Raw genomic sequence first — 23,991 nt, 5'->3', positions numbered from 1 at the left:
CTTTTGAAGGGCGTCCGGCTGGACGGGCAGGGGGGCGGGGTCCGGAACGTGTCATGATGGTGGAACGGATACGCCTTTCACGACGTTGTTTAAGAAATGAGGGTCTGTCGAAGGAATATTCATAGTCGCAAAAGCGTCGCTTCGTCGATGCAAAGCAAAACCCATCTTGCGCGATGCTTCGCGGCGCGTCATGCCCGTGCAAAAAGGTAAAGGCAATGCTCTTCGACTCTCGCCCAACATGCATTAAACGCTTGCTGATCATCGAGGATGATCCGGTGGTGGCGTTCGATAATGAACGGATACTGCGACACAGCCATTATGATGTCGTTGCGACGGTGAATTCAGGGGAAGCTGCCGTCGCGGTTTTGGCGCGTGAACAGATTGATGCAATCGTTCTTGACCTCGGGCTAGCTGGGCACATGTCGGGACGCGAAGTGGCGCGATTGGCGCGGGATCGCGAAATTACTGTCTTGCTGGTAACGGGACAATGCCCAGACGACGCTAGCGAGCTGGCTCTGGCCTGTTTGAACAAGCCGCATAGCGCCTCTGCACTGGTGAGCGCGCTGCGTGCTATCGAAACGATGATTTGCAAGAACAAGGCTCCCCGCAAAGTGCCGGGTTTACAGACATATTGGCAGCCCGCTGCGGCCTGAGGGGCTGCGAATATGGTTTGTCCGATGCGCTGGACTGGCCTCGTTGCCAAATAGCCGCTTCCAATTTGTCCCCAACGCTTTAGGCCTGTCGTCACAGAGCGAACGGCGCCCTTGCCAGGGCGCGCCATGAAGGGGACATCCATGCCGACAGAATCCGCTTTGCCGGTGCAAAAGGGATGGCTCGATAGCCTTCGCCCTTATTTTGAGCCAGCGCCGCTGGCTGCACTGTTCCTTGGCATCTCGTCGGGTTTCCCTTTCGCCATGATCGGCGCAACGCTGACGACGCGACTCGCGCAGGACGGGATCGAAAAGTCATCTGTCACGGCCTTTGCCCTGACTTTCCTTGCTTATAATCTCAAATGGGCTTGGGCGCCCGCGATCGATCGGTTTCGCATTCCGTTGCTAGGACGAATTGGTCAGCGACGCTCGTGGCTCATTGTTGTCGGCGCGCTTGTGTTTGCTGCCGTTTCTGTGCTCGGAAACCTGGACCCTCAGGCGTCGCTTGCCGTAGTCGCGCTCGCTGCAATCGGGGTCGGATTGGCGGGTGCAACTTTTGACATTGTAATCGACGCCTATAGGATCGAACTGCTCGCACCCCATCAATTGGGGACCGGGTCGGGAATGTCACAATATGGGTGGCGTATCGGCGCGGCTTTGGCTGGTGGTGTCGCTCTTGTGGTTGCTGAGCGAGCGGGTTGGGGCGTTGCCTATATGGTGTGTGCCGCGCTGGTTTTGCCGGCGATTGTCACCGGACTCGTCATGGGTGAACCCGAACGCAAGATCGAGCGAAATTGGCCGCCGTTCTTATCGCGTTCCAAATATGCGCTGTTCATCTTCAGCTTTCCGATCATCTATTTCCTAGCAACGAAAGTCGATGCTTGGCTCGGGGTAGATATCCTTAGCCTGATGGCAGTGGTTGGTTACCTGTTTCCACTTTTTGATCTTAGCGCCCGACGTGCGCGCGACACCGGTTGGAATGGTCAAGTAAATTGGATTATCGCAGCGCCTGCAATCGCGTTGAGCGGCGTCCTTGCAATGGGTTGGGACCAGACAGCGGCCTATGTCAGCACGAGCATTTTGTCGATATTGCTGGGTGTCGGAGCGGTATTCTTGCTGTTCCTGTTAGCCCAGCCAGCACGGGGGCGCAGTATCGACGAAGAGCCCGACGCGAGCGCGATTGGCCCGCTGGTAGAATTTTTCTCCCGCGAGGGTGCCGTCCTGACAATTTTGTTCCTGTTACTACACAAAATTGGCGACACGCTGGCCAATCTAACATTCCGTTTGTTGTTTGAAGACCTTGGCTACACCAATGACGAGATTGCCTTTTATGACGTGGGTCTGGGCTTTTGGGCGTTGCTGGCGGGCGTATTTGTCGGCGGCATTCTTTATGCGCGGCTGGGGATGAAGCGTTCAGTGCTGTTGAGTCTGGTGCTGATGGCGGTTTCCAACTTCAGTTTTGCAGGGCTGGCCGCAGCCGGGCACAGCAATTGGGGTATGGCGGGCGCCATTGGTTTTGAAAATTTCGCTAGCGGCATCGGCGGAGTTTGTGTTGTCGCTTATCTCTCGGCCCTCGCAGATCTGCGCTTTACAGCAACGCATTTTGCTCTGTTTTCGGCCGCAGCGAGCATCTTGGGTCGATTCCTGACCGGCACAGGCGCGGGCAAGATGATTGAGCAAATTGGGTATGTACAGTTTTACCTACTGACGACGGCGATTGCGGTGCCCGGCATCCTTATTTTTTGGTGGATGATCGCTTCCGGCCTCGTCGACCGTTCGATTGGAACTGCTGGGGAAGTCGAAATACCCGAAAAGCGAGAATAGAAACCTAAACCGGCATCTCCCCGTTCAATCTGAGCACCTCGCCAGCAAGATAGAGCGAACCCGCTATCAGGACGATGTCGTGCTGTGGATTGACGCTGAGCAGCTCAAATGCCCCGGCAACTGAGTTTGCCTGACAGGCAGCCGAGTCAAAAGCACAGGCGCTGTGATGATCATGGTCAGGTACCGGCACCACTATGATCGAGGCTAGTTGTCCGGCGAGCGGTATCGTTAGGGCTTCGGGTTGTTTGTTCGCAATCATCCCCGCGATCAAATGGATGCGGCGACCGTCGGCGGCAAAATGGCGTGCGAGCTGCAATCCCGCGTCGGCATTATGCGCTCCATCCAGCCAGATTTCGGTGCCTGCGGGTAACAAGGCAGTCAAAGGCCCCGCTTGCAGTTTCTGTAACCGCCCTGGCCAGAAGGCGGTTGCGACGCCCTGTGTAATGGCTGAGTCTGAAACTTCGGGACCGGGTGACAATTTCAACATGGCAATCGCAAGTCCGGCATTCCTCATCTGATGGGCGCCCGCCATTCGTGGTTGGAGCGTTTCGGCGACGGATCGGTCTTGTGCGTGCCAGCGAAAGCCGTTCACAGCGGGCTCGACTGTCCAGTCGGCGGCTTCTGAAAATGCCGTGACACCGGCTGCGGCGGCGCGACCGACGATAACGTCCATCACGGGCTGCGGATAAGAGAGTGTCGCGAGCGCCGAGCCGGGTTTGATGATGCCAGCCTTTTCCCAGGCAATCCGTTCTGCCGGTTGTTGAGGGGTGCCGATCTCTGGTGCCAACAAGAAGGCTTCATGGTCGATGCCGAGAGAGGCTATGCCGCAAACCGCAGGGCGGGGCAGGATATTTGTGGCGTCAAGCCTACCGCCTAGCCCGACCTCGATCACGCAATCATCGGCGGGTTCGCGCGAGAAGGCGAGGAAGGCCGCCGCTGTCGTGACCTCAAAGAAACTCGCGCCAAGGCCATCGACGTGGTCGAGAACTTCCTCGAGCAAAGCCGCAAGTTGGGCGTCGTGGATCAACTCACCGGCAATTCGGATGCGTTCATTGAAACGCACCAGATGTGGGCTGGTATAACTATGGACGCGTCGACCACTTGCTTCGAGGATTGCACGCAGGAAGGCGCAGGTTGAGCCTTTGCCGTTGGTCCCCGCGACATGAAAGACACGTGGGAGGTGGTTCTGTGGATTACCTAGTCGATCACAAAGCGCCGCGATGCGCTCCAGCCCCAAAATGTCGCGCCCGGGCGACAGATTGGCCAGCCGGTCAAGCTGCGCCTGTACCGCAGAGTCCAAGGATCGGGCATGGTCCGCCATGAAAGGTGACGCCGCGCCGAAGTTTCGGCTCAGGCGGCTTTGCCGGGCGCGAGATAGCCGATCAGGCGACCGAGTGTTTCGCGCATATCTTTCCGCTCCACCACCATGTCGATCATCCCGTGATCGAGCAAATATTCGGCGCGTTGGAACCCGTCGGGCAGTTTTTCGCGGATGGTGTTTTCAATCACCCGCTGTCCCGCAAAGCCGATGAGGGCGTTGGGCTCGCTAATCTGCACATCGCCGAGCATCGCATAGCTGGCGGTGACGCCGCCGGTGGTCGGGTCGGTGAGGAGGACGATATAAGGCAGACCTGCGCGCTTTAGCCGGGCTAGCGCCACGGTCGCGCGCGGCATCTGCATCAACGATAGCGTGCCTTCCTGCATCCGCGCGCCGCCCGCCGCTGTCACCGCTATAAAGGGACAGCTGCGACGGATAGCTTCTTCAACGCCAGCAACAAAGGCTTCGCCGACAGCGACACCCATCGAACCGCCCATGAAGGCGAAATCCTGAACGCCGACGACAGCAGGATGGCCACCAATTTTGCCATAGGCGTTCTGAAAGGCATCGCGGTCGCCGGTCTGACTGCGTGCCGCTTTGATGCGATCGACATATTTTTTGGTGTCGCGAAATTTCAGCGGATCTTCGGGAGCGGGCGGCGCAGCGATCATGCTGTGCTCGCCGCCGTCGAACAATTGGGCAAAACGCTGCTTTGCACCGATGCGGTCATGATGATCGCAGCGCGGGCAGACATTCAGATTGTCCTCCCACTCCTTGACGAACACCATCTGTTGGCACTGGCGGCATTTATGCCACAAATTGTCCGCCGTATCGCGCTTGGCCGTGAAGGGCAGGGCGTTGCGAACGCGTTCGAGCCAGCTCATGCGGCACTCTCCTTTGCGTGGTGGATAGCATCGGCGAGGCTGCGGGTGAAGGCCTCGACATGCGGGCCTGCATCGGCACCATATTTGCCGACAAGTTCGACAAGCGCCGAGCCGACAACGACACCATCGGCGACGCTGGCGATCTGTGCGGCCTGTTCGGGGGTGCGGACGCCAAAGCCGACGGCGATAGGGAGGTTGGTCTGGCTACGCAGGCGTGCCACCGCGTCTTCGATGCTGGCCTGTGCCGCTTGTTGCAGCCCGGTGATGCCGGCGACGCTGACATAATAAAGAAAACCGCCCGCGCCATCGAGCACAGCAGGAAGGCGCGCGGCGTCTGTGGTCGGGGTGGCGAGGCGGATGAGGTCGACGCCAACTCCGCGCAGCGCGGGGCCAAGTTCTGGGTCTTCCTCGGCGGGTATATCGACGCAAATGACGCCATCGACGCTGGCTTTGGCACATTCTGCGGCGAACCAGTCGCCGCCGCGGATCGTCATCGGGTTGGCATAACCCATCAGGACAAGCGGCACGTCGGGGTGACGCTGGCGAAAGGCCGTTGCCGTCGCAAAGATGTCGGCCGTCGTTGTGCATTTGGCAAGGCTGCGCAGGTTTGCTTTCTGGATCGCGGGACCGTCGGCCATTGGATCGGTGAAGGGCATACCAAGCTCGATGACATCGGCCCCGCCCGCAACGAGCGCATCAAGGTTTGAGGTCGTGTCGCCGTCGCCCGCAGTAATGAATGTGACGAGCGCAGTTTCTAAAAATGCGTTTGAGAGACGGGTCATTGGGTTGGTTTCCAAATAACTGCACCGATACCCGCAACAAACGAAAGGTCCAGGGCAAAAGGTGCCAGCTCCGATGCTATGATTTCACGACCTGTGATCGTGAAGACCAATGCAGAAAGTATGAAGCCGATCGGAAGGCCGATCATGAAGAACACAAGTGCACGACCGATAATGAACCTCACAGTTGCACCTCTAGTGCGTCGGCCACCGTCGCAATATCCTTGTCGCCGCGGCCCGAACAGTTGACGATGATGATCTTGTCCTTGTTCATCGTTGGCGCAATGCGTTCGGCGGCGGCAATGGCGTGGGCAGACTCCAGCGCGGGGATGATGCCTTCGAGCTGTGTTAGCTTTTGGAAACTCGCTAGTGCCTCTTCATCAGTCACAGGCACATAACGGGCGCGGCCGGTTTCATGGAGCCAGCTATGTTCGGGGCCGATGCCCGGATAGTCGAGACCCGCCGAGATGCTGTGCGCTTCGGTGATTTGTCCGTCCTCGTCCTGAAGCAGATAGGTTTTGTTGCCGTGGAGGATGCCTGGCTTGCCGCCCGCGAGGCTCGCGGCGTGCCGTGCGTTGAGGCCTTCTCCTGCCGCTTCGACGCCGACGATCTCGACCTCGGGATCGTCGAGGAAGGCGTGGAAGAGGCCGATTGCGTTCGATCCGCCGCCGACAGGGGCGATGAGCATGTCGGGCAGTCGGCCTTCGGCTTCCATTATCTGCGCGCGCGCTTCGGTGCCGATCACCGACTGGAAATCACGAACCAGCTCTGGATAGGGATGCGGACCGGCGACGGTGCCGATGATGTAGAAAGTGTCGTGTACGTTCGCGACCCAGTGGCGCAGTGCCTCGTTCATCGCATCCTTGAGCGTCTTGGCGCCCGATTCGACCGCGACAACTTCGGCACCGAGCAGCTTCATTCGGAACACATTGGGCTGTTGCCGTGCGACGTCGACCGCGCCCATGAAAATGGTGCACGGCAAACCGAACAAGGCGGCGACGGTTGCGGTCGCGACGCCATGTTGTCCCGCGCCGGTTTCGGCGATGATCTTCGTCTTGCCCATGCGCTTGGCGAGCAGTATCTGGCCTATGCAATTGTTGATTTTGTGCGCGCCGGTGTGATTCAAATCTTCGCGCTTAAGGTAAATTTTTGCGCCGCCAAGGGCATTGGTCAGCCGCTCGGCTAACCATAACGGGCTGGGGCGACCGACATAATTTTTGAGCAGATCGTCAAATTCTTCACGGAACGCCGGATCAACCTGCGCCGCACGATATTCGCGTTCAAGGTCGAGGACCAAAGGCATCAGCGTTTCGGCGACAAAACGTCCACCAAACTGGCCGAAATGACCGCGCTCGTCTGGTTGGCTGCGATAGCTGTTCGGCGTGCTTGTCATGCGTCCATCTAAACCACGCACCCTGAGCCTGACGAAGGATGCGGAAAATGTCAGGCTTCGTAAGGCTCAGCCTGTGCGTCCGGAAAATTCAGGCGCTGCGGGCGGCTTTAAGGAATGCCGCAATCTTGTCCACATCCTTGATGCCCGGCGTGCTCTCTACGCCCGATGACACATCGACTAGGGGGGCGTTTGTGGCTTGGATCGCTGCCTTCACATTGTCGGGTGACAGACCGCCAGCGATTCCCCACGGAATTTCATGGCGATGGTTGCTCAGCAACGTCCAGTCGAATTTGGTGCCAGTACCACCTGGCAGCGTTTGGGCAGGCGAATCGAACAGCAAGCGGTCAGCAATTCCGACAAACTTGCGCGCATAATCAAGCGTCGCCGCGTCGCGAAGTCCGAGAGCTTTCCAAATCTCAACCTTGAGATTCTGTTTGACCAGCCGCAGCCAATCGGCCGCTTCATTGCCATGGAACTGGATGACGTCTGGCTTGACTATTTCATACGCTTTTGCGGTCAATGCAGGCTCTGCGTTGACGAGCAACAAGACGGTCTTGACCGCCGAGCCCGCCTGTTGGCGAAGTTCCGCCGCTTTTTTGAGGTCAACATGGCGCGGACTCGGCTCGAAATGAACCAAGCCGATATGAGTGGCGCCGTGCTTGATCGCCGCGTCGATACCTTCGCTGGACGAAAGGCCGCATATTTTCATCAGTCTCGACATGGTTACCTTTTGCGCTGCGTCCGCACCCGCTTCAACAGTGGAACATCATTTGAATCAATCGTCGGTCAGAGCGTAGCCTCTATGGCCCGCGCGGCCAGATCGGGGTCTTGCGACTGACTGATCGGTCGCCCGATCACCAGCATAGAGGCACCGTCCGCCATCGCCTGTGCTGGGGTTACGATGCGCTTTTGATCGCCCGCTTTGCCATTGGCTGGCCGCACGCCGGGAACAACAAAATAGCCACGCGGCCATGCTTTGCGCGCGGCCTTCACTTCCTTGCCCGAGCAGACAATGCCATCGAGTCCCGATTTTTTTGCGAGCATGGCGAGACGTTGAACTTGGTCGTGTGGGCTGCCGTTGACGCCGGTGTCGTCAAGATCTGGTGTGTCGAGACTGGTTAGCACCGTCACCGCCACAACCTTGGTGTTCGTGCCAGCCGCCGCCTTTGCCTCTTCGAGCATCGCACGTCCGCCACTTGCATGAACAGTCAAAACGGCAGGCTCTAAGGGACGCAGCGCCTGAATGGCTTTGGCAACCGTGTTGGGAATGTCGTGCAATTTCAGGTCAAGAAAGATGGGCAAGCCCAGCTTGGCCATTTCATGAACGCCATGATGCCCATTGGCGCAGAAGAATTCCAAACCCAACTTTAAACCGCCAACATGATGACGCACTTTTTGCGCCAAGGCCTGGGCGGCGTCCAAGTGAATCGTATCAACGGCAAGGAAAACAGGCGATGTCATGGCGCCTCGAGCGGGGAAGAGGTGGCATTTGATTTCGGTGTGCCAGGCGCAACAGACTCTGATGACCGATTAGCCATGGCGCGCAGATCGGCAAGTTGCCGTTCGCTATTGTCTAGCCGACGTTTCAGCGACCAGCGCGTTGCTCGATGCGCGATCCACATCGGCAACAAGCCCAACAGGAAGGATACGAGGATCAGAACCGGCAATTTGGTGTCGGCCAATTGACCCGGCCAAATTGTGATTGTGACCTTGTTCCAGTTTGCCATCGAAAAAATGACGAGGATTATCGTCAGGGCAATCCAGAGAAATGTTCGAAACATGGACATTAAATTGGCTCCCGCAACATCCGAGATATGACCCTAAGCCAAGTTTGGCCGCTATTCCAGTAGCAGCGCGCTATTCGCCGAAAACACGCGAGAAAATGGTATCGACATGTTTGAGGTGATAACCGAGATCGAACAGTTTGGTCAGTTCGTCGACAGAGAGCAGAGCAGTGACATCGGCATCAGCTTTGAGCAGATCGAGCAGCGCCAATTGGCCATCGCTCTCCCATACGCGCATCGCATTGCGTTGAACGAACCCATAGCTTTCCTCACGGCTAGCGCCAGCCTGAGTCAGCGCCAGCAAGACGCGCTGTGAATGAACCAGTCCGCCCATACGATCGAGATTTTTCTGCATCCGTTCGGGATAGATCAGCAATTTGTCGATGACACCGGTCAGCCGCCCTAGCGCGAAATCTAGCGTAATCGTCGCATCGGGGCCGATGAAACGCTCGACCGAACTATGGCTGATGTCGCGTTCGTGCCACAGCGCGACATTCTCCATCGCGGGTGTGATGGCGCTGCGCACCATGCGCGCAAGACCAGTCAAATTCTCGGTGAGGATCGGATTGCGCTTGTGCGGCATCGCCGACGAACCCTTTTGACCCGGTGAGAAATATTCCTCGGCTTCCAACACTTCGGTGCGTTGCAGGTGGCGCACTTCGGTGGCGAGCCGCTCGATGGATCCGGCGATGACACCCAGCGTCGCAAAATACATGGCGTGGCGATCACGCGGAATGACTTGTGTCGAAACGGGCTCGACGCTCAGCCCCAGTTTCTCCGCGACATGCGCCTCGATGGCCGGATCAATATTGGCGAAAGTGCCGACTGCCCCGGAAATGGCGCAGGTGGCGATGTCGGCGCGGGCGACAACCAGACGGTCGCGGCAGCGTGAAAATTCGGCATAGGCCTGCGCCAATTTAAGCCCGAAAGTCACCGGTTCGGCATGGATTCCGTGGCTGCGCCCGATTGTCGGGGTCATTTTATGTTCCATCGCCCGCCGCTTGATTGCTTCGAGTAGCGCGTCAAGGTCAGCCAGCAAGATGTCGCTCGCTTGCGCCAGTTGGACCGATAGGCAGGTGTCGAGCACATCGCTGGAGGTCATGCCCTGATGCATGAAGCGCGCTTCTTCGCCAACATTCTCGGCCACCCAGGTCAGGAAGGCGATGACATCATGCTTGGTGACGGCCTCGATGGCATCAATGGCCGCGACGTCGATGGTCGGGTTGGTCGCCCACCAGTCCCACAACGCCTTGGCTGCTGATTTTGGAACGACGCCATGCTCTGCCAGTGCCTCGGTCGCATGGGCCTCTATTTCAAACCAGATGCGAAAGCGCGCTTCGGGTGCCCAAACGGCGGACATGGTAGGACGGGAATAGCGGGGGACCATAATATGTTCTTCCTTGCGGCGGCTTATCGCGGAATCGGCGCGTAACGACGCCGAGCCGCCCCCTAGCAAAGCCAAGTCGCAACGCCAAACGCTGCGCACATGCAACCCGATAAAATTGTCAGTTGTTGTCCTATTGCCCCCTCAGGGCACACAGGCTGCCTCCTCTTGGGCAAGCCGTGCCATATTTTGGAGAATAGACATGTTGAGACCGATTCTTTTCGCAGGCGCTGCTATGCTGGCACTCCCTGCTGCAGCACAAAGCACCCCCGCGCCGGACGACGTGACGTCACCGGCAAGTGAAGCCGATACGATGACCGCTGATCCGGGGACGACCGCTTCGGCGCCCGATTCAACCGATTCGATGACGGATGAGTCGTCCCAACCCGGCAATTCGCAAGCCTCAGCCTCTGCTTCGCAGATCTCGCAAATAGTCGATAAGGATTTCCCTACATATGATGCAGATGCAAACGGCGAACTGAACCAGAGCGAATTTGGTTCCTGGATGATCGCGTTGAAAACGTCGACCGAACCCGGATTTGACGCGAGTAGCGAGGAAGCACAGACGTGGCTTGGTAAGGCCTTCGCTTCTGCCGACGCCGACAAATCGCAGGCTGTCAGCAAAGTCGAACTCACGGGTTTTCTGACGCGCGGTGCAGGCTAAGCACACAACGGTACATAAATAAGTGATCAGGGGCCGCTATTCTATTTAGGACGGCGGCCCCGTTTATTATGTCACAGCAACCCCATCGATCGAAAGCTGCGGTAATCGCCGCCGCCGATGATGATATGGTCATGCAATGTTACACCCAGCTTCCCCGCCGCCTCGGCAATATCGCGCGTAATGGCGATATCCTGACGGCTCGGTTCGGGACTGCCGCTAGGGTGGTTGTGAACAAGGATGATCGCGGCGGCGCCCAATTCCAACGCGCGCTTGACGACTTCCCGGACATATATGGCCGACTGGTCGACCGACCCTTCACTAACGACTTCATCACGGATCAGCATATTGCGCGAATTGAGATAGAGCACGCGGACGCGCTCTATATCGATTGGCCCCATATCGGCGCGCAGCCAGTCGAGCAGCGCGGTCCAGCTCGACAAAAGGGGGCGCTCAGCAAATTCGCCTTTCAGCATCCTCAGGCTGGCGGCTTGAACGATCTTCAACGCAGCAATGCTGGAATCGCCGAGGCCATCAACGCGCCGAAGTGATTCGGGGTCGGCGCTTATAAGTTGAGCCAGCGATCCGAATTCGCGCAGCAAAGCCTTGGCTAGCGGCTTGGTGTCACGGCGCGGAATGGCGAGCGCGAGCAAATACTCAACAAGCTCATAATCCTGCAATGCGTCTGGCTTGCCAGTTAATAAGCGAGAGCGGAGACGCGCACGGTGACCGCTATGATCCGAATGGGGGGCTGGAGCCGTTGTCATGGAGGTGGGGGATAACCGGCTTGTGACCCGCACTCAACGGTCATAGATACAAAGCCTTATGGTTCCTGAATATTCCTTGCGACGAAAAGTCGGACTGTGCGTTGCGATGCCATGTAGCTGGCAAAGCGGCTATGGGTGGCTTCTTGGCTTTCAGGCCGAGCCGTTGACGTTGAATCTGAGAATGGCGTGAGCGAAACAACCAAGTCCTTTTTTCTGCGTCGGCCTTGGCTATGGGGCGGCGTGTCGGTCGTTGCTTTGATTTTGCTCCTGCTGTGGCTGGGCCGCGCGCCGATTGCCGATCATTTTGTGCAGCAGCAACTGGAATCACGCGGAGTCCCGGCCTCTTACACCATCGAACAAGTTGGGCTAGGGACGCAGCGCCTATCAAATATTGTCGTCGGCGATCCGGCGCACCCCGATCTGACAGCGAAGCGTGTTGAGGTTCATCTGGGGTTCGGATCATCTGGCCCCACCGTCTCGCTGATCCGCGCCGAAAGTGTGCGCCTTTATGGGCGCGTTATCGATAGCCAACTGTCGCTGGGCGCGCTCGACAAGTTTCGCGACCCGACCAGCAACGACCCTTTGGCCTTGCCCGATCTGGCGGTTGACCTGACCGATGCGCGGGCACGCATCGCAACGCCCTGGGGCAGTGTTGGTGCGGCGCTCGACGGGCGTGGCAATTTGCGCAAGGATTTTGCTGGGACGCTGGCTTTGGTCGCGCCCAAGGTGGTGGCGGGGGGCTGCACCGCGCAGGACATGAGCTTTTATGGGAAGCTGACCATCGAATTGGTCGAGCCGACGTTGCGCGGGCCTTTGCGCGGTAAAAGTCTTGTGTGTGACACGGGCGGTTTGAAAGCGGCCTCACCACAAATCGCGCTCGATCTGGCCCTTTCGGAAGATTTGCAGAACTGGCACGGGACATATGACGCGAGCCTTGCCGCTCTGCGTGTCGCAACTTTTCGAGCCAACCGACTGGTAGTGAAGGGCGCATTTAAAGGCAATGTAAAACGAACCGAGATCGACACCGAGGCTCAACTCGCCCTGCTAAACGGGCCAGATTTTTCCGCCGATAGCGTTGCTATTGATGCCAAAGCTGTGCTCGGCAAGGCTGAACCGACCGTCAAGGGTTCGCTTCGTTTTGCCAAAGCTGCCGCTAGCCGGACGCTGCGGCAGTCGCTGCTACGCGCGGTCGATGGCGTGAAAGGCAGCCCGCTTGGTCCTCTAACCGATAAGGCTGCGACGGCTATGTCGTCGGCGCTGGCCGATGTGTCGGGACAGTCTGACTTTGCCTTGACCGGCGATCAGTGGACACGGCGGATCGAATTAATCGCACCGCAACTGACATCGACCAGCGGTGCAAAGATCAGCGCCGGTTCCGACAGCCGCCTTGCCTATCTATTGGCCACACCCAAACCCGCGCTGTTGATCGCGGGGCAATGGACTCTATCCGGCGGAGGACTGCCAGTGGGTGATATTCGTATCGACCGACAGGCGGATGGTTCGACATCGGGGTTGGCAAGGTTTGAACCCTATCGCGCCGGAACGGCAGAATTGGCGCTGACGCCGATTCGCATTTCGGGTGGTCGCGACGGCAGGCTGCGATTTGATTCCATTGCCACGCTGTCGGGGCCGGTTGCGGGTGGCCGCATATCGGGGCTGGCAATCCCGCTGAGCGGACAGGTCGATCAGACCGGCGCACTCGCTTTGCGCGGAGGATGCTCGGTCGTGCGGCTCGACAGCGCCGTTATTGGTTCGATGAAAGCGGGACGAAATGAAGTCCGCCTGTGCAGCAAAGCCGGACAGCCGCTTTTGGCGCTGGGTGGCAATGGATTGCGCGGAACTGTTATCGTGCCCGACCTGTCTTTGGCCGCCACCTCCGATGGATCGCCTGTTCGCATTACGGCAAAGCGCGGCGAGATGGATCTGACGTCGCAACGCTGGTCGTTCGCACTGGCCAATGTGTCGATGGGCGAAGGCGATTCGGCGACCGAATTTGCGATGGAATCACTAACCGGACAAGCGGTTAAAGCTGGACTCGTCGGTACTTTGACCGGTGCGCATGGCCATATTGGTCCCGTCCCACTCGATCTGAGCGAAATGGGTGGCGACTGGAGATGGTCGAATGGTGAGCTTTCGCTCGACGGTTCGGTTGTCCTCAGCGACCGGCAAGCTGATGCACGGTTTTTCCCGCTTATCAGCCAAAACGCCCATCTTTCTTTTGCGGATGGTGTCATCGACGCCACGGCGGGTTTCTCTGAACGCAAGACAGAGACAAAAATTCTCGACACAGTCATCCAGCACAAGGTGAATGGCGATGGCGGTCATGCCGACCTCACCGTCAACAATTTGCGTTTCAACAGCGAATTCCAACCGGTCCAACTGAGTGCGCTGGCATTGGGCGTTGTTGCCAATGTCGAGGGATCGGTGGTCGGCAACGGTCGGATCGACTGGAATGATGCTGGCGTAATGAGCCACGGGACATTCGCGACCGCCGGAACCAATTTGGCGGCGGCCTTTGGCCCAGTGAGCGGGCTTACCACCACTTTGACATTTGATGACCTGTTGAACCTCCACACCCCACCGCATCAAATTGCCAGCATCGAAGAGATCAACACCGGCTTTCCCGTCATTGGCGGAAAAATCGACTATCAACTGCTCGGAACCACCCGCATACGTGTCGATGGAGGTGAATGGCCGTTCGCTGGTGGCAAATTGTCGCTGCACCCGACCACGCTGGATTTCGGCGCCGAGCAGACGCGGTATCTGACCTTTGATCTGAATGGCGTCGATGCGGCGGTATTTTTGCAGCAATTCGGGTTCGACAATATCACGGCTACCGGCGTTTTCGATGGCACCCTGCCTGTCGAGTTCGACGGGCTGGGCGGGCGGATCGTCAATGGTCGGCTTGATTCGCGGTCGGGCGGCGGGACGCTGGCCTATGTTGGGGAATTGTCGAACCGCGATTTGGGTGCCATTGCCAATTTCGCGTTTAGCGCGCTTAAATCGCTGAAATATGATGATCTGAGCATTATCCTGAACGGCGATCTGGATGGAGAGATGGTCACCGATATCCGGTTTGGTGGGGTCGGACAGGGAGAAGGGGCCTCGCGCAATTTCCTGACCAAACAGATTGCGGCCTTGCCGCTGGTGTTTAACGTCAAAATATCGGCCCCCTTTCGCCAGTTGATTACATCTGCCAAAGGTTTTTATGATCCCAGCCTGTTGGTTCGACAGAATTTGCAGGCGCTGGCCGAAGAGCAAGAGGCCCAGCGACGGGCGCAAGAAAAACCGCCTGTTCAGCCTTCAGAAAGTGAGCCCATGCCATGACCAAGGGGAAGAAAATGGGTTTGAGTGGAAATTCAGTGGGCGTCATCATAGCTTTGGTGGCCGTTTCGGGAGGATTGGCGGGTTGTGTACAGATTGCGACGCCTGACAAACCGATTGAAATCAACCTGAATATCAACATCAAACAAGAAGTCGTATATCGGTTGGACGGCGATGCGAAAAAACTGATCGACCAGAATGCCGACATATTTTGACCAGCAAGTGAGGAAATGAAGATGGTTTTGCAACGGACCCCAAGCAAGAGCAAAAAGCTGCTGGCTGGCGGCCTGTTGGCGGCGGCTGTGCTGGCGCTAACCGCGACCGCAGCGATGGCGCAGCGTGACCCGGCTTATGAATCCGCCCGTAAATCGGGGCAGGTCGGTGAGCAAACCGATGGCTATCTCGGCATTGTTGGTTCGCCGACTGCGGCGGTCCGCGACATGGTTCGCGATATCAATATCAAGCGCAAAGCCGCCTATACCGAGCGCGCTGGCGCGACAGGCAGCACAGTAGAGCAGTTTGCTTTTACGAGCGGCTGTAACCTGATTGCCAAAACCCAACCGGGCGAGAAATATCAGACTCCGAGTGGCGGATGGCAGACCCGTGGCGCCAGCCCGCCACAGCGCGATCCCCGCTGCCTCTGATTACCGTAGCGTCCTAGCTGCTTGCGGGGAGCATGGAACAGATAGCTGAAAACGGCCATTCGTCCGCCAAGGTTGACTTGCGAGGGCACGCTACGTAAATGGGCGTCGCTTCGCCGGTCGGCCCTGTCGATCGCGCGAAAATCCTATACTTTTTGCCAAGGACGATTCGGTTTCGTGACGAACCCCGACCCCAAGGACGCACACGCTTCCCCAGTGGTGCAGGATCCGGAGCTGGAATCGCTCGACTCCCGGCTGTCTGACGCACGCCGGAAAGAGGATGCGCGGCTTGCGGCGGACCATGCCCCGATGCGCGCAACGGGCAGCAATGCCGGCTGGCAGGTCGCATCGACCATGTTGGGCTATCCTCTTGGCGGCATCATTATCGGCCTGTTTCTCGACAGGCTGTTTGGAACTTTGCCGTGGATAACCATTGGCCTGATGTTTACCGCCTTTGCCGGTGCGTTGATTCAGGTTGCACGCAACAACAGTAACAGCGCCGATTGAGCGCGAAGAACAGGGAATGACGATCAGTGGCGGCCGAATCTACCATCGACCCGATGCACCAGTTCGCAATTGCCCCCTTGGGCAGCGAGCATCTGACCGCATCGCCGTTCATGTTTACCAACTCGTCCTTATGGATGTTGATCGTGTTCGCGGTCATCGTCGCTTTCATGCTGGGCGGGACAAAGCGTCAGCTAGTGCCCGGTCGCTGGCAGGCAGCGGTCGAGGGTCTGACCGGCTTTGTCGACAATATCACGCGGCAGAGCATAGGGCCTGAAGGGCGGAAATATCTGCCTTGGGTGTTTACAGCGTTCACCTTCATTCTGTTCGCCAACTGGATCGGAGCGATGCCCTTCGCGATTGTTCCCGGTGCGCATCCGTTCACCGTGACCAGCCAGTTCAGCGTAACCGGCGTCATGAGCCTGATCAGCTTTGCCATCGTACTCGCGGTTGGTTTCTGGAAGCATAAACTGCACTTCTTTACGCTTTTCTGGCCTAAAGATACGCCAATTTTCCTTGCTGTTCCTATCTCGCTGATTGAATTTGTCTCATTTCTGGTGCGTCCTTTCAGCCTTGGACTGCGACCCTTTGTTGCTATGTTCGCTGGCCATATCCTGCTCGACGTCTTTGGCAACTTCGTGGTTCAGGGACTCAACACCGGTGGGGCGATGGGCTATGGTATCAGCGCGCTGTGCTTTGTCTTCGTGGTTGGGGTCAACGCGCTGGAACTGCTCGTCGGGGCCATTCAGGCTTTCGTGTTTGCTTTGCTGACCGCGCTTTACATCAACGACGCGGTCAATCTGCACTGATTTGATTATTTTCGCTTTCTTACAACATTTTATCTAACGGAGTTATTATCATGGATCTCGCTTCTGCTCAGGTTATCGGCGCCGGTATCGCCGCCATTGGTGTTGGCGCTGCTGCGGCTGGCGTTGGCTTTGTCTTCGGTTCGTTCCTTCAGGGTTCGCTACGTAATCCCGCAGCTGCTGCTGGTCAGACCGGCACGCTCTACATCGGTTTTGCTGCTGCTGAATTGCTCGGCTTGATGGCATTCGCCGTCGCTATGATCATCCTTTACGCCCGTTAATCGGACAGACGTTGGCGATGGCCGGTGGGGTTTCCTGCCGGTCCGCTGACTGACTTAAGGTAGCCCAATGCCTCAACTTACCCAGTTCATGACCGTCTATCAGTCGCAGTGGTTTTGGCTGCTGTTGGTGCTGGGCGCGATCTATTTCATTGTTGGTCGCGGTATCGTCACCAAGGTCGAAGAAACTGTCGATGACCGTGATGCGAAGATCGCGAGCGACCTCGCCGCCGCCGAACGGGCGCGCAGCGAGGCCGATTCGATTGAGGAGCGGCTGCGGACACGGATGAACGAGGTTCATGCCGAGGCACAGGAAGCCGCCGCCACAGCCAAATCGAAGGCCACGGCTGCAGCGGAAAAGCGGATTGCCAAGGCCGATGCGGCTCTGGCGTCCAAAGCCGAGGAGGCGAGCGCCAAGCTCGCAGAAGCACGCGCCGCCGCAATGGCCGCGATCGAAGATGTTGCTTCGGACGTCACGCGCGACATCGTCACCAAGCTGACCGGTCAGAAAGTCAGCGAATCCGACGCCCGCAAGGCCGTCGCAGGAGCCTTGACCCATGGCTAATCAAGCTGCGGCCAGCACCGCGACCGATACCGTCAGCGTTCCCTTGCCCGCATCGGATGCTGATCATGCCGTGACAACCGAGCATGTCGGCGTTGCCGAATCGCACGGCGAGGCGGCCTCCTTCTATGGGATCGAAGCTGGCGGCATTGTCGCGCTGGCGATGATCGTTGTCTTTGCGATCATGCTCAAAATGCGCGTACCTGCGCTGATCGCCTCGATGCTCGACAAGAAGATTGCCGGGATTCGCGAGCAACTCGACACGGCAGCCGGACTTCGTAAGGAAGCCGAAGCACTCAAGGCCGAGTATGAGAAAAAGACCCGCGACGCTGACAAGGAAATCGCTGCCATGACGGCGAGTGCCGAGAAACAGGCTGCTGAAATCGTTGCCAAAGCCAAAGCTGACGCCACCCATATGATCGCCCGCCACACCACGCTGGCCGAGGAACGGATTGCCGTTGCCGAAGCACAGGCGCTGGCTGACGTTCGTCACGCGGCAGCGCAGGCTGCAACGAAAGCAGCTGCAGCTTTGATCGCCGACAATCATGATGCATCGAACGACAAGTCGCTGGTTGATGATGCCATCGCTGCCGTTGCCAAGGGCTGACGGCAGCAGTCTTCCCTAACATGCTGTGCCGAGGTTGAGTTTGCGCTAAAAACTCAGCATGACGCGCCGCGCCATGGCTGGCGATACACTGTATACAAGCTTCAACAGCTTGACCATGCCGACATTGATTTCGGCTTTATCGTTCAGAATTCCGCGAACAATTTCGGCAGCGCAGTCTGTCGCGCTCATTTTCTTGCTGTTGCGTCCTGCTGTCATCTTGGTTTCGACCACCGGCGGCAGAGCCTCGACGATGCGAAGGTTGCTGTCCTTGTACAAATGGCGGATGGCCTGCGTATAGCTGCGTAAAGCCGCCTTTGACGCACAATAGATGGACCCTCCGGCGCGCGGGGCAATGGCGAGACCCGATGTTACATTGACGATCATCGCCGCTGGTTGAGCCCGCAAAACAGGGATCAGGCGGGTGCATAGAGCAATCGGTGCCTCGACATTGGTGCGCAGGCATTGCTCGGCACTCCCCATACTGGTCGCGTCGTCGGGATCATAGTCGCTGCCCATACCGGCATTGTTGACCAGCAAGGCCAAGGACTGGTCGGCCATCGCGGTGACAATCGCATCGATGCCGGCCTTGTCGGACAGTTCTGCTGCGATGGTTCCAAACCCGCGACCTGCCATGTCTTGTAGTCGCTCGGCTGATCGACCGGTGACCGTCACCCGTGCGCCTGCGGCCTGTAGCTGCAGAGCAATCTCGCGACCGATGCCGTCGCTGCCGCCGGTGACCAGCGCCACTTTGCCATTTACGTCCATCCGTCAGCCCCTCTGTCGTCAAAATCGACACCGACTATGGCAGCTTGGATGCGCTTCGCCTACATGGATTGGCATGGCCCGCCCCAACGCCCCCGACCGGTTCAACGAGGAGAAGGCGACCTATGTCGTGCGCGGCTCAGAGATTGATGGCGACAAACCCGATCTGGAGCAGGGGGCCGAGGTCATTCGCAGTATCGTGCGAAAATTGCCCGCGCGACCGGGGGTTTACCGGATGCTCGATGGGCGCGGCGATGTGCTGTATGTCGGCAAGGCGCGGGCGCTAAAGAACCGGGTGACCAATTATACGCAAGTGGCGCGATTGCCGCAGCGGTTGCAGCGGATGGTTTCGCAGACACGTGCCATGGAGATTGTCACGACGACCAGCGAGGCCGAGGCGTTGCTGCTCGAAGCGCAGCTCATCAAGCGATATCGCCCGCCCTATAATGTGCTGCTGCGCGACGACAAAAGCTTCCCTTTCATCCTTTTGCGCGCCGATCATGACTTTCCTCGGGTGCAAAAGCATCGCGGCGCGCGGCGCGCAAAAGGACGCTATTATGGCCCGTTCGCTAGCGCGGGCTCGGTCAATCGCACGTTGAACGCACTGCAAAAGACCTTCCTGTTACGCAGTTGCACCGACAGTTTTTTTTCCAACCGCTCGCGCCCCTGTCTGCTCTATCAAATCCGCCGCTGTAGCGCGCCCTGCGTCGACCGGATCGGTAAGGAAGATTATGCGCAGCTTGTCGGTGATGCGCAGGATTTTCTGGAGGGACGCTCGACGACGGTCCAGAAGCGGCTCGGTGTGGCGATGGATGCGGCTGCGGACGCGCTTGATTTCGAGCAAGCGGCGGTGTTGCGCGACCGGCTGAAGTCGCTGACCTTCATTCAGGGCAGCCAGTCCGTTCACGCCGACGGACTGGGCGATGCCGATGTTTTTGCGCTCGCGGCGAAGGGCGGGCAGTTGTGCGTCGCGGGTTTCTTCATTCGCGGCGGGCAGAATTGGGGGCATCGCAGCTTTTTTCCAACGCATGTGTCCGGTGTGCCAGAGGATGAGGTTCTCGCGACCTTCCTGATGCAATTTTACGAAGGGGTGCCGCCGCCCAAGTTGATATTGGTCGACCGCGAGCCAGCAGAAGCGGCATTGCTCGCCGAAGCCTTAGGCACCGTTGCAGACCGCAAGATCGAGATCAGCGTCCCGCAGCGCGGTAATCGCCGTCGGTTGCTTGAACAGGCGGTGCGAAATGTCGGTGAGGAAATAGATCGCCGCATTGCCGAAAGCTCCTCACAAGCCAAATTGGGGCGGGATCTGGCCGAATTGTTCGACCTGGAAGCTCCGCCGCAACGGATCGAAATTTACGACAACAGCCATATCCAGGGCACAAATGCGCTCGGTGGGATGGTTGTCGCTGGCCCCGAAGGCTGGATCAAAGGCGCCTATCGCAAGTTCAACATCAAACGAGCCGAAACCGCACCCGGCGATGATTTTGCCATGATGCGGGAGGTATTTGAGCGCCGTTTTGCCCGCGCTATCGAGGAAGATCCGGACCGCAGCAAGGGCGAATGGCCCGATCTGGTGCTGATCGATGGCGGCAAGGGACAGGTATCGGCAGTCGCCTCGGTCTTCGCCGAATTGGGTATCGATGATCTCCCTTTTATCGGCGTTGCCAAAGGCCCTGACCGCAATGCGGGGCGTGAGACATTTTACCTGCCTGATGGCCGCGAATTCACGTTGCCACCCAACAATGCTGTGCTGTTCTATATCCAGCGTTTGCGTGACGAGGCGCACCGCTACGCCATTGGTGCGCACCGGCAAAAGCGCGCAAAGGCGATGGGAACATCGCCGCTGGACGAGGTGCCGAGCATCGGACCTGCGCGTAAAAAGGCATTGCTGATGCATTTCGGGACCGCGCGTGCTGTTCGCAACGCCAGCCTGGAAGATCTGGCGCGTGCGCCAGGGGTCAGCGAGACGGTGGCGCGGACTGTCTATGATTTCTTTCATGACTAATTTGCGCGCCGAGGCGCTGTTGTGTTCGGTGCGGGCGCATGGTGAGCATGGCAGCATATTGCGCGGCCTGACGCGCGATGAGGGAATGGTCGCTGGATATGTTCGCGGTGGTCGGTCGCGGCGGCTGCGGCCCATCCTGATCCCCGGCAACCGGGTCCAGATCGAACTGCGTGCACGGACCGCCGATCAATTGGCTGGCGCGACGGTTGAATTGACCGAGAGCCGCGCGCCCTTGCTCGCCGAGCCGTTGGCGGCCGCCGCGATCGACTGGATCACCAGCGTGACGGCGGCGACATTGCCGGAAAATCAGGCCTTTCCGGCCTTGTTCGATGCTTTGTCGGGACTGTTGGACGCGGTCGCTGCGGCGCCATCGGCGCGGCAATGGGCGGCGGCTTTGGCGCGTTATGAATTGCTGTTGCTTGCCGAGCTTGGTTTTGGGCTCAATCTCGACGAATGTACCGCGACGGGCGGTCGCGATGATTTAGCCTTTGTCAGCCCCAAATCAGGCTCTGCGGTAAGCCGTGCGGCGGCGGTCGGATATGAAGGACGCCTGTTCGCTTTGCCTCCCTTTCTGCGTGGAGAGAATATCAGTCCTGATCTGGATGATGTGCTTGATGCACTCAAAATCACCGGCCATTTCATCGACCGTTCGCTGCTGGATGGTAAGGCTCGCGATCTGATTGATGTGCGGCAACGTTTGACCGACCGGCTCAAAAGGGCGGTTGCGTGAGTGCGCGTGGCTCCCTAAGCGGCAGGCAACAAGTGAAAGGGTATGGCGTTGCAAATTTTGCTGCTTGCGGGTGACGGAATCGGTCCTGAAATCATGGCCGAGGCGGAAAAGGTCATCGCGGCGCTGGCGTTGCCGGTGACATTGGACCGCGCACTGGTCGGCGGATCCGCTTTTGCAGCTACCGGTCATCCTCTACCGCCCGAAACGCTGGCCAAGGCGAAAGCGGCCGATGCCATATTGTTCGGCGCGGTGGGCGACCCGCGTTTCGATAAAGTTGATAGGCAATTGCGGCCCGAACAGGCCATATTGGGTTTGCGCGCCGAATTGGGCCTGTTCGCCAATCTGCGCCCCGCCAAGATGTTCGCCGGATTAGAGGATGTCTCCGCATTGCGGCCCGAAGTTGCCTCGGCCATTGATCTGCTAATCGTGCGCGAACTCAATGGCGACGTCTATTTCGGCGAGAAAGGGACTCGCACAACCGCAGACGGCGAACGCGAAGGCTATGACGTGATGGCTTATAGCGAAAGCGAGGTGCGTCGCATCGCCCATGTCGGCTTTCGCGCCGCACAAGGCCGCAAGGGGCGTCTTTGCTCGGTCGATAAGGCCAATGTGCTGGAAACATCCCAGCTTTGGCGCGACGTCGTCATCGAAGTTTCCGCCGATTATCCTGATGTGGCACTGACCCATATGTATGTGGACAATGCCGCGATGCAATTGGTCCGCAATCCCGGCCAGTTCGATGTTGTCGTGACCGGCAATCTGTTTGGCGACATATTGTCCGATCAGGCGAGCATGTGCGTCGGTTCGATCGGTTTGCTGGCGTCGGCGTCTTTGAGCGAAGGCACGCAAGGGCTGTATGAGCCGATCCATGGCAGCGCACCGGACATCGCCGGGCAGGGCATTGCCAATCCGTTGGCGATGATATTGTCGCTGGCCATGTTGCTGCGCCATTCGGGCGGTGATGAGGCCAATGCGGCGCGGATAGAGGCGGCGGTTGCCCATGTGCTCAGCGAAGGCGCGCGCGGCGCCGATCTGGGCGGGACGATGGGGACGGTTGCGCTGGGTGATGCCGTGGTCGCCGCATTGAACGAAAGAGGGTCATGAAAAAGAAATCCGGAATAGATCGCGAGTTAACGAAACACTGGCATGCGGCAACCCGCGCGGTTCGCGGCGGTACATCACGCACCGAACATGGCGAGACGTCAGAGGCGATGTTCCTGACATCTGGCTATAGCTATGACGATGCAGAAAGTGTTGCGGCGCGCTTTGCCGGTGAAGCGCCCGGCATGACCTATTCGCGGCTGCAAAACCCGACCGTCGCAATGCTGGAGGAGCGTATCGCGCTGATGGAGGGGGCCGAGGCGTGCCGTGTGCAATCGACGGGCATGGCGGCGATGACCGCTGCCTTGTTGTGTCAATTGTCGGTCGGCGACCATATTGTCGCGGGCAAAGCGGCTTTCGGGTCGTGCCGCTGGCTCGTCGATAGTCTGTGCCCGCGTTTTGGTATCGAAACCACCGTTGTTGATGCCCGCGACAATGATGCCTGGGAACGGGCCATTCGTCCGAATACCAAGGTGTTCTTTTTTGAAACGCCCGCAAATCCGACGATGGACATTGTCGATCTGGCCCATGTTTGCGGACTGGCGCGCGCGCATGGGATCACCAGTGTGGTCGACAATGCTTTTGCCACCAGCGTGCTGCAACGCCCACTGGAATTTGGGGCCGATGTCATCGCCTATTCGGCGACCAAGCTGATGGAAGGGCAGGGCCGCGTTCTCGCCGGTGCCGTTTGCGGGTCCGAAAAGTTCATCAACGACGTGCTGCTGCCGTTTCAGCGCAATACAGGGCCGAATCTGTCGCCTTTTAACGCTTGGGTCGTGCTCAAAGGGCTTGAGACGCTGGAATTGCGGGCGCAGCGTCAGTCGGAAAACTCGCTGGCCGTTGGACAATCAATTGAAAAGCGGGTGGCGCGGATGCTGCACCCGTGGCTGGCCAGTCACCCCCAGCAAGAGCTGGCGATTCGCCAGATGGACGCGTGCGGACCGATTTTTTCCTTTTCGCTCGACGGTGGGCGCGAACAGGCGATGGCCTTTCTGAACGCGCTCGAACTGGTCGATATCAGCAATAATATTGGCGACACGCGCAGCCTGTGCTGTCACCCCGCCTCGACGACACATCATAGCGTCGGTGCCGAAACCCGCGCTGATATGGGGATTGATGAAGGGATGTTGCGTATCAACATCGGGCTGGAGGATGCGCGCGATATTATCGCTGACATCGACCAGGCATTGACCAAAGTCGGGCTTTGAGCGACCTTAGGCCATGATG

At 58.5% G+C, this 23,991-nt stretch carries 25 protein-coding genes; 15 read left to right on the top strand and 10 right to left on the bottom strand.

Annotated features, from left to right (window positions below; translation table 11 throughout):
• Nucleotides 1-215 precede the first annotated feature (215 nt).
• Complete coding sequence (locus tag ACR3XE_RS09585) at nt 216-653, top strand: response regulator (protein ID WP_473697869.1); 438 nt, start codon at nt 216-218, stop codon at nt 651-653.
• 141 nt (nt 654-794) lie between these two features.
• The gene (locus ACR3XE_RS09580; protein ID WP_486185684.1) at nt 795-2,474 is read left to right on the top strand and encodes an AmpG family muropeptide MFS transporter; all 1,680 of its coding nucleotides are present in this window, start codon (nt 795-797) and stop codon (nt 2,472-2,474) included.
• Nucleotides 2,475-2,478: 4 nt separating this feature from the next.
• Here ACR3XE_RS09580 and ACR3XE_RS09575 read toward each other — a convergent pair whose 3' ends face one another.
• From ACR3XE_RS09575 to purB, 8 genes are all read right to left on the bottom strand, one after another.
• Complete coding sequence (locus ACR3XE_RS09575) at nt 2,479-3,795, bottom strand: bifunctional folylpolyglutamate synthase/dihydrofolate synthase (RefSeq protein WP_473697871.1); 1,317 nt, start codon at nt 3,793-3,795, stop codon at nt 2,479-2,481.
• A gap of 29 nt (nt 3,796-3,824) precedes the next feature.
• A complete protein-coding gene (gene accD / locus ACR3XE_RS09570) occupies nt 3,825-4,676 on the bottom strand; it encodes an acetyl-CoA carboxylase, carboxyltransferase subunit beta (protein ID WP_473697873.1) in 852 nt (283 codons plus the stop codon).
• Nucleotides 4,673-5,458 carry a tryptophan synthase subunit alpha gene (gene trpA / locus ACR3XE_RS09565; protein ID WP_473697874.1) on the bottom strand — a complete coding sequence of 262 codons (786 nt, stop codon included), beginning with the start codon at nt 5,456-5,458 and terminating at the stop codon, nt 4,673-4,675. The genes accD and trpA overlap by 4 nt, the downstream gene beginning before the upstream one ends.
• A gap of 178 nt (nt 5,459-5,636) precedes the next feature.
• Complete coding sequence (trpB, locus tag ACR3XE_RS09560; protein ID WP_473697875.1) at nt 5,637-6,848, bottom strand: tryptophan synthase subunit beta; 1,212 nt, start codon at nt 6,846-6,848, stop codon at nt 5,637-5,639.
• 88 nt (nt 6,849-6,936) lie between these two features.
• Nucleotides 6,937-7,569 (bottom strand): phosphoribosylanthranilate isomerase, encoded by a 633-nt coding sequence (locus ACR3XE_RS09555; protein WP_486185683.1) that lies wholly within the window; start codon nt 7,567-7,569, stop codon nt 6,937-6,939.
• A gap of 65 nt (nt 7,570-7,634) precedes the next feature.
• Nucleotides 7,635-8,309, bottom strand: a complete 675-nt coding sequence (pyrF, locus tag ACR3XE_RS09550) for an orotidine-5'-phosphate decarboxylase (protein ID WP_486185682.1) — start codon at nt 8,307-8,309, stop codon at nt 7,635-7,637.
• The gene (locus tag ACR3XE_RS09545) at nt 8,306-8,635 is read right to left on the bottom strand and encodes a lipopolysaccharide assembly protein LapA domain-containing protein (protein WP_473697878.1); all 330 of its coding nucleotides are present in this window, start codon (nt 8,633-8,635) and stop codon (nt 8,306-8,308) included. The genes pyrF and ACR3XE_RS09545 overlap by 4 nt, the downstream gene beginning before the upstream one ends.
• Before the next feature lie 70 nt (nt 8,636-8,705).
• On the bottom strand, nt 8,706-10,019 hold the full coding sequence (purB, locus tag ACR3XE_RS09540; protein WP_473697879.1) for an adenylosuccinate lyase: 1,314 nt from the start codon (nt 10,017-10,019) through the stop codon (nt 8,706-8,708).
• A gap of 199 nt (nt 10,020-10,218) precedes the next feature.
• On the opposite strand from purB, the gene ACR3XE_RS09535 reads away from it, so the two are divergent.
• Nucleotides 10,219-10,680, top strand: coding sequence for a hypothetical protein (locus tag ACR3XE_RS09535; protein WP_486185681.1), 462 nt, complete (start codon nt 10,219-10,221; stop codon nt 10,678-10,680).
• A 71-nt stretch (nt 10,681-10,751) separates the two neighbouring features.
• Here the strand turns inward: ACR3XE_RS09535 and radC are convergent, their stop codons facing one another.
• Nucleotides 10,752-11,444: a RadC family protein gene (radC, locus tag ACR3XE_RS09530; protein ID WP_473697881.1), complete on the bottom strand. Its 693-nt coding sequence runs from the start codon at nt 11,442-11,444 to the stop codon at nt 10,752-10,754.
• Between the two features lie 186 nt (nt 11,445-11,630).
• Here radC and ACR3XE_RS09525 point away from each other — a divergent pair, with 186 nt between their 5' ends.
• From ACR3XE_RS09525 to ACR3XE_RS09490, 8 genes are all read left to right on the top strand, one after another.
• Nucleotides 11,631-14,771: an intermembrane phospholipid transport YdbH family protein gene (locus ACR3XE_RS09525; protein WP_486185680.1), complete on the top strand. Its 3,141-nt coding sequence runs from the start codon at nt 11,631-11,633 to the stop codon at nt 14,769-14,771.
• Complete coding sequence (locus tag ACR3XE_RS09520) at nt 14,768-14,983, top strand: YnbE family lipoprotein (protein ID WP_473697885.1); 216 nt, start codon at nt 14,768-14,770, stop codon at nt 14,981-14,983. The genes ACR3XE_RS09525 and ACR3XE_RS09520 overlap by 4 nt, the downstream gene beginning before the upstream one ends.
• Before the next feature lie 21 nt (nt 14,984-15,004).
• Nucleotides 15,005-15,412 carry a YdbL family probable chaperone protein gene (locus tag ACR3XE_RS09515; protein ID WP_473697886.1) on the top strand — a complete coding sequence of 136 codons (408 nt, stop codon included), beginning with the start codon at nt 15,005-15,007 and terminating at the stop codon, nt 15,410-15,412.
• A 174-nt stretch (nt 15,413-15,586) separates the two neighbouring features.
• A complete protein-coding gene (locus tag ACR3XE_RS09510) occupies nt 15,587-15,916 on the top strand; it encodes an AtpZ/AtpI family protein (RefSeq protein ID WP_473697887.1) in 330 nt (109 codons plus the stop codon).
• A gap of 26 nt (nt 15,917-15,942) precedes the next feature.
• On the top strand, nt 15,943-16,722 hold the full coding sequence (locus ACR3XE_RS09505) for a F0F1 ATP synthase subunit A (RefSeq protein WP_473697888.1): 780 nt from the start codon (nt 15,943-15,945) through the stop codon (nt 16,720-16,722).
• 50 nt (nt 16,723-16,772) lie between these two features.
• Complete coding sequence (locus ACR3XE_RS09500; RefSeq protein ID WP_473697889.1) at nt 16,773-17,000, top strand: ATP synthase subunit c family protein; 228 nt, start codon at nt 16,773-16,775, stop codon at nt 16,998-17,000.
• A 67-nt stretch (nt 17,001-17,067) separates the two neighbouring features.
• A complete protein-coding gene (locus tag ACR3XE_RS09495; protein ID WP_473697890.1) occupies nt 17,068-17,562 on the top strand; it encodes a F0F1 ATP synthase subunit B family protein in 495 nt (164 codons plus the stop codon).
• Entirely contained in the window at nt 17,555-18,166 is a 612-nt protein-coding gene (locus ACR3XE_RS09490; protein ID WP_473697891.1) for a F0F1 ATP synthase subunit B family protein, read from the top strand. The genes ACR3XE_RS09495 and ACR3XE_RS09490 overlap by 8 nt, the downstream gene beginning before the upstream one ends.
• A gap of 45 nt (nt 18,167-18,211) precedes the next feature.
• On the opposite strand, the gene ACR3XE_RS09485 is transcribed toward ACR3XE_RS09490, so the two are convergent.
• Nucleotides 18,212-18,931 carry an SDR family oxidoreductase gene (locus ACR3XE_RS09485; protein ID WP_473697892.1) on the bottom strand — a complete coding sequence of 240 codons (720 nt, stop codon included), beginning with the start codon at nt 18,929-18,931 and terminating at the stop codon, nt 18,212-18,214.
• A 73-nt stretch (nt 18,932-19,004) separates the two neighbouring features.
• Here ACR3XE_RS09485 and uvrC point away from each other — a divergent pair, with 73 nt between their 5' ends.
• The 4 genes from uvrC to ACR3XE_RS09465 are packed head-to-tail and all read left to right on the top strand — an operon-like array spanning nt 19,005 to nt 23,972.
• Entirely contained in the window at nt 19,005-20,933 is a 1,929-nt protein-coding gene (gene uvrC / locus ACR3XE_RS09480) for an excinuclease ABC subunit UvrC (RefSeq protein ID WP_486185679.1), read from the top strand.
• On the top strand, nt 20,926-21,663 hold the full coding sequence (recO, locus tag ACR3XE_RS09475; protein WP_473697893.1) for a DNA repair protein RecO: 738 nt from the start codon (nt 20,926-20,928) through the stop codon (nt 21,661-21,663). Before uvrC ends, recO begins: the two co-directional genes overlap by 8 nt.
• 42 nt (nt 21,664-21,705) lie before the next feature.
• Complete coding sequence (leuB, locus tag ACR3XE_RS09470) at nt 21,706-22,767, top strand: 3-isopropylmalate dehydrogenase (protein ID WP_473697894.1); 1,062 nt, start codon at nt 21,706-21,708, stop codon at nt 22,765-22,767.
• Complete coding sequence (locus ACR3XE_RS09465) at nt 22,764-23,972, top strand: trans-sulfuration enzyme family protein (RefSeq protein ID WP_486185678.1); 1,209 nt, start codon at nt 22,764-22,766, stop codon at nt 23,970-23,972. Before leuB ends, ACR3XE_RS09465 begins: the two co-directional genes overlap by 4 nt.
• The last annotated feature ends 19 nt before the right edge of the window (nt 23,973-23,991 follow it).

The organism is Sphingopyxis sp. 10G20-10, from assembly GCF_057365075.1.
This window is presented reverse-complemented; position numbering and strand designations above follow the sequence as displayed.

Bases quoted from the DNA above. Each gene is read 5' to 3' on its own strand.
- ACR3XE_RS09485 (WP_473697892.1), bottom strand. From the start codon at position 18,931: ATGGACGTAAATGGCAAAGTGGCGCTGGTCACCGGCGGCAGCGACGGC.
- purB (WP_473697879.1), bottom strand. From the start codon at position 10,019: ATGGTCCCCCGCTATTCCCGTCCTACCATGTCCGCCGTTTGGGCACCC.
- uvrC (WP_486185679.1), top strand. From the start codon at position 19,005: ATGGCCCGCCCCAACGCCCCCGACCGGTTCAACGAGGAGAAGGCGACC.
- trpB (WP_473697875.1), bottom strand. From the start codon at position 6,848: ATGACAAGCACGCCGAACAGCTATCGCAGCCAACCAGACGAGCGCGGT.
- trpA (WP_473697874.1), bottom strand. From the start codon at position 5,458: ATGACCCGTCTCTCAAACGCATTTTTAGAAACTGCGCTCGTCACATTC.
- radC (WP_473697881.1), bottom strand. From the start codon at position 11,444: ATGACAACGGCTCCAGCCCCCCATTCGGATCATAGCGGTCACCGTGCG.
- leuB (WP_473697894.1), top strand. From the start codon at position 21,706: ATGGCGTTGCAAATTTTGCTGCTTGCGGGTGACGGAATCGGTCCTGAA.
- ACR3XE_RS09490 (WP_473697891.1), top strand. From the start codon at position 17,555: ATGGCTAATCAAGCTGCGGCCAGCACCGCGACCGATACCGTCAGCGTT.
- pyrF (WP_486185682.1), bottom strand. From the start codon at position 8,309: ATGACATCGCCTGTTTTCCTTGCCGTTGATACGATTCACTTGGACGCC.
- ACR3XE_RS09535 (WP_486185681.1), top strand. From the start codon at position 10,219: ATGTTGAGACCGATTCTTTTCGCAGGCGCTGCTATGCTGGCACTCCCT.
- ACR3XE_RS09580 (WP_486185684.1), top strand. From the start codon at position 795: ATGCCGACAGAATCCGCTTTGCCGGTGCAAAAGGGATGGCTCGATAGC.
- ACR3XE_RS09555 (WP_486185683.1), bottom strand. From the start codon at position 7,569: ATGTCGAGACTGATGAAAATATGCGGCCTTTCGTCCAGCGAAGGTATC.
- ACR3XE_RS09575 (WP_473697871.1), bottom strand. From the start codon at position 3,795: ATGGCGGACCATGCCCGATCCTTGGACTCTGCGGTACAGGCGCAGCTT.
- ACR3XE_RS09515 (WP_473697886.1), top strand. From the start codon at position 15,005: ATGGTTTTGCAACGGACCCCAAGCAAGAGCAAAAAGCTGCTGGCTGGC.
- ACR3XE_RS09500 (WP_473697889.1), top strand. From the start codon at position 16,773: ATGGATCTCGCTTCTGCTCAGGTTATCGGCGCCGGTATCGCCGCCATT.
- ACR3XE_RS09520 (WP_473697885.1), top strand. From the start codon at position 14,768: ATGACCAAGGGGAAGAAAATGGGTTTGAGTGGAAATTCAGTGGGCGTC.
- ACR3XE_RS09545 (WP_473697878.1), bottom strand. From the start codon at position 8,635: ATGTCCATGTTTCGAACATTTCTCTGGATTGCCCTGACGATAATCCTC.
- recO (WP_473697893.1), top strand. From the start codon at position 20,926: ATGACTAATTTGCGCGCCGAGGCGCTGTTGTGTTCGGTGCGGGCGCAT.
- ACR3XE_RS09495 (WP_473697890.1), top strand. From the start codon at position 17,068: ATGCCTCAACTTACCCAGTTCATGACCGTCTATCAGTCGCAGTGGTTT.
- ACR3XE_RS09465 (WP_486185678.1), top strand. From the start codon at position 22,764: ATGAAAAAGAAATCCGGAATAGATCGCGAGTTAACGAAACACTGGCAT.
- ACR3XE_RS09585 (WP_473697869.1), top strand. From the start codon at position 216: ATGCTCTTCGACTCTCGCCCAACATGCATTAAACGCTTGCTGATCATC.
- accD (WP_473697873.1), bottom strand. From the start codon at position 4,676: ATGAGCTGGCTCGAACGCGTTCGCAACGCCCTGCCCTTCACGGCCAAG.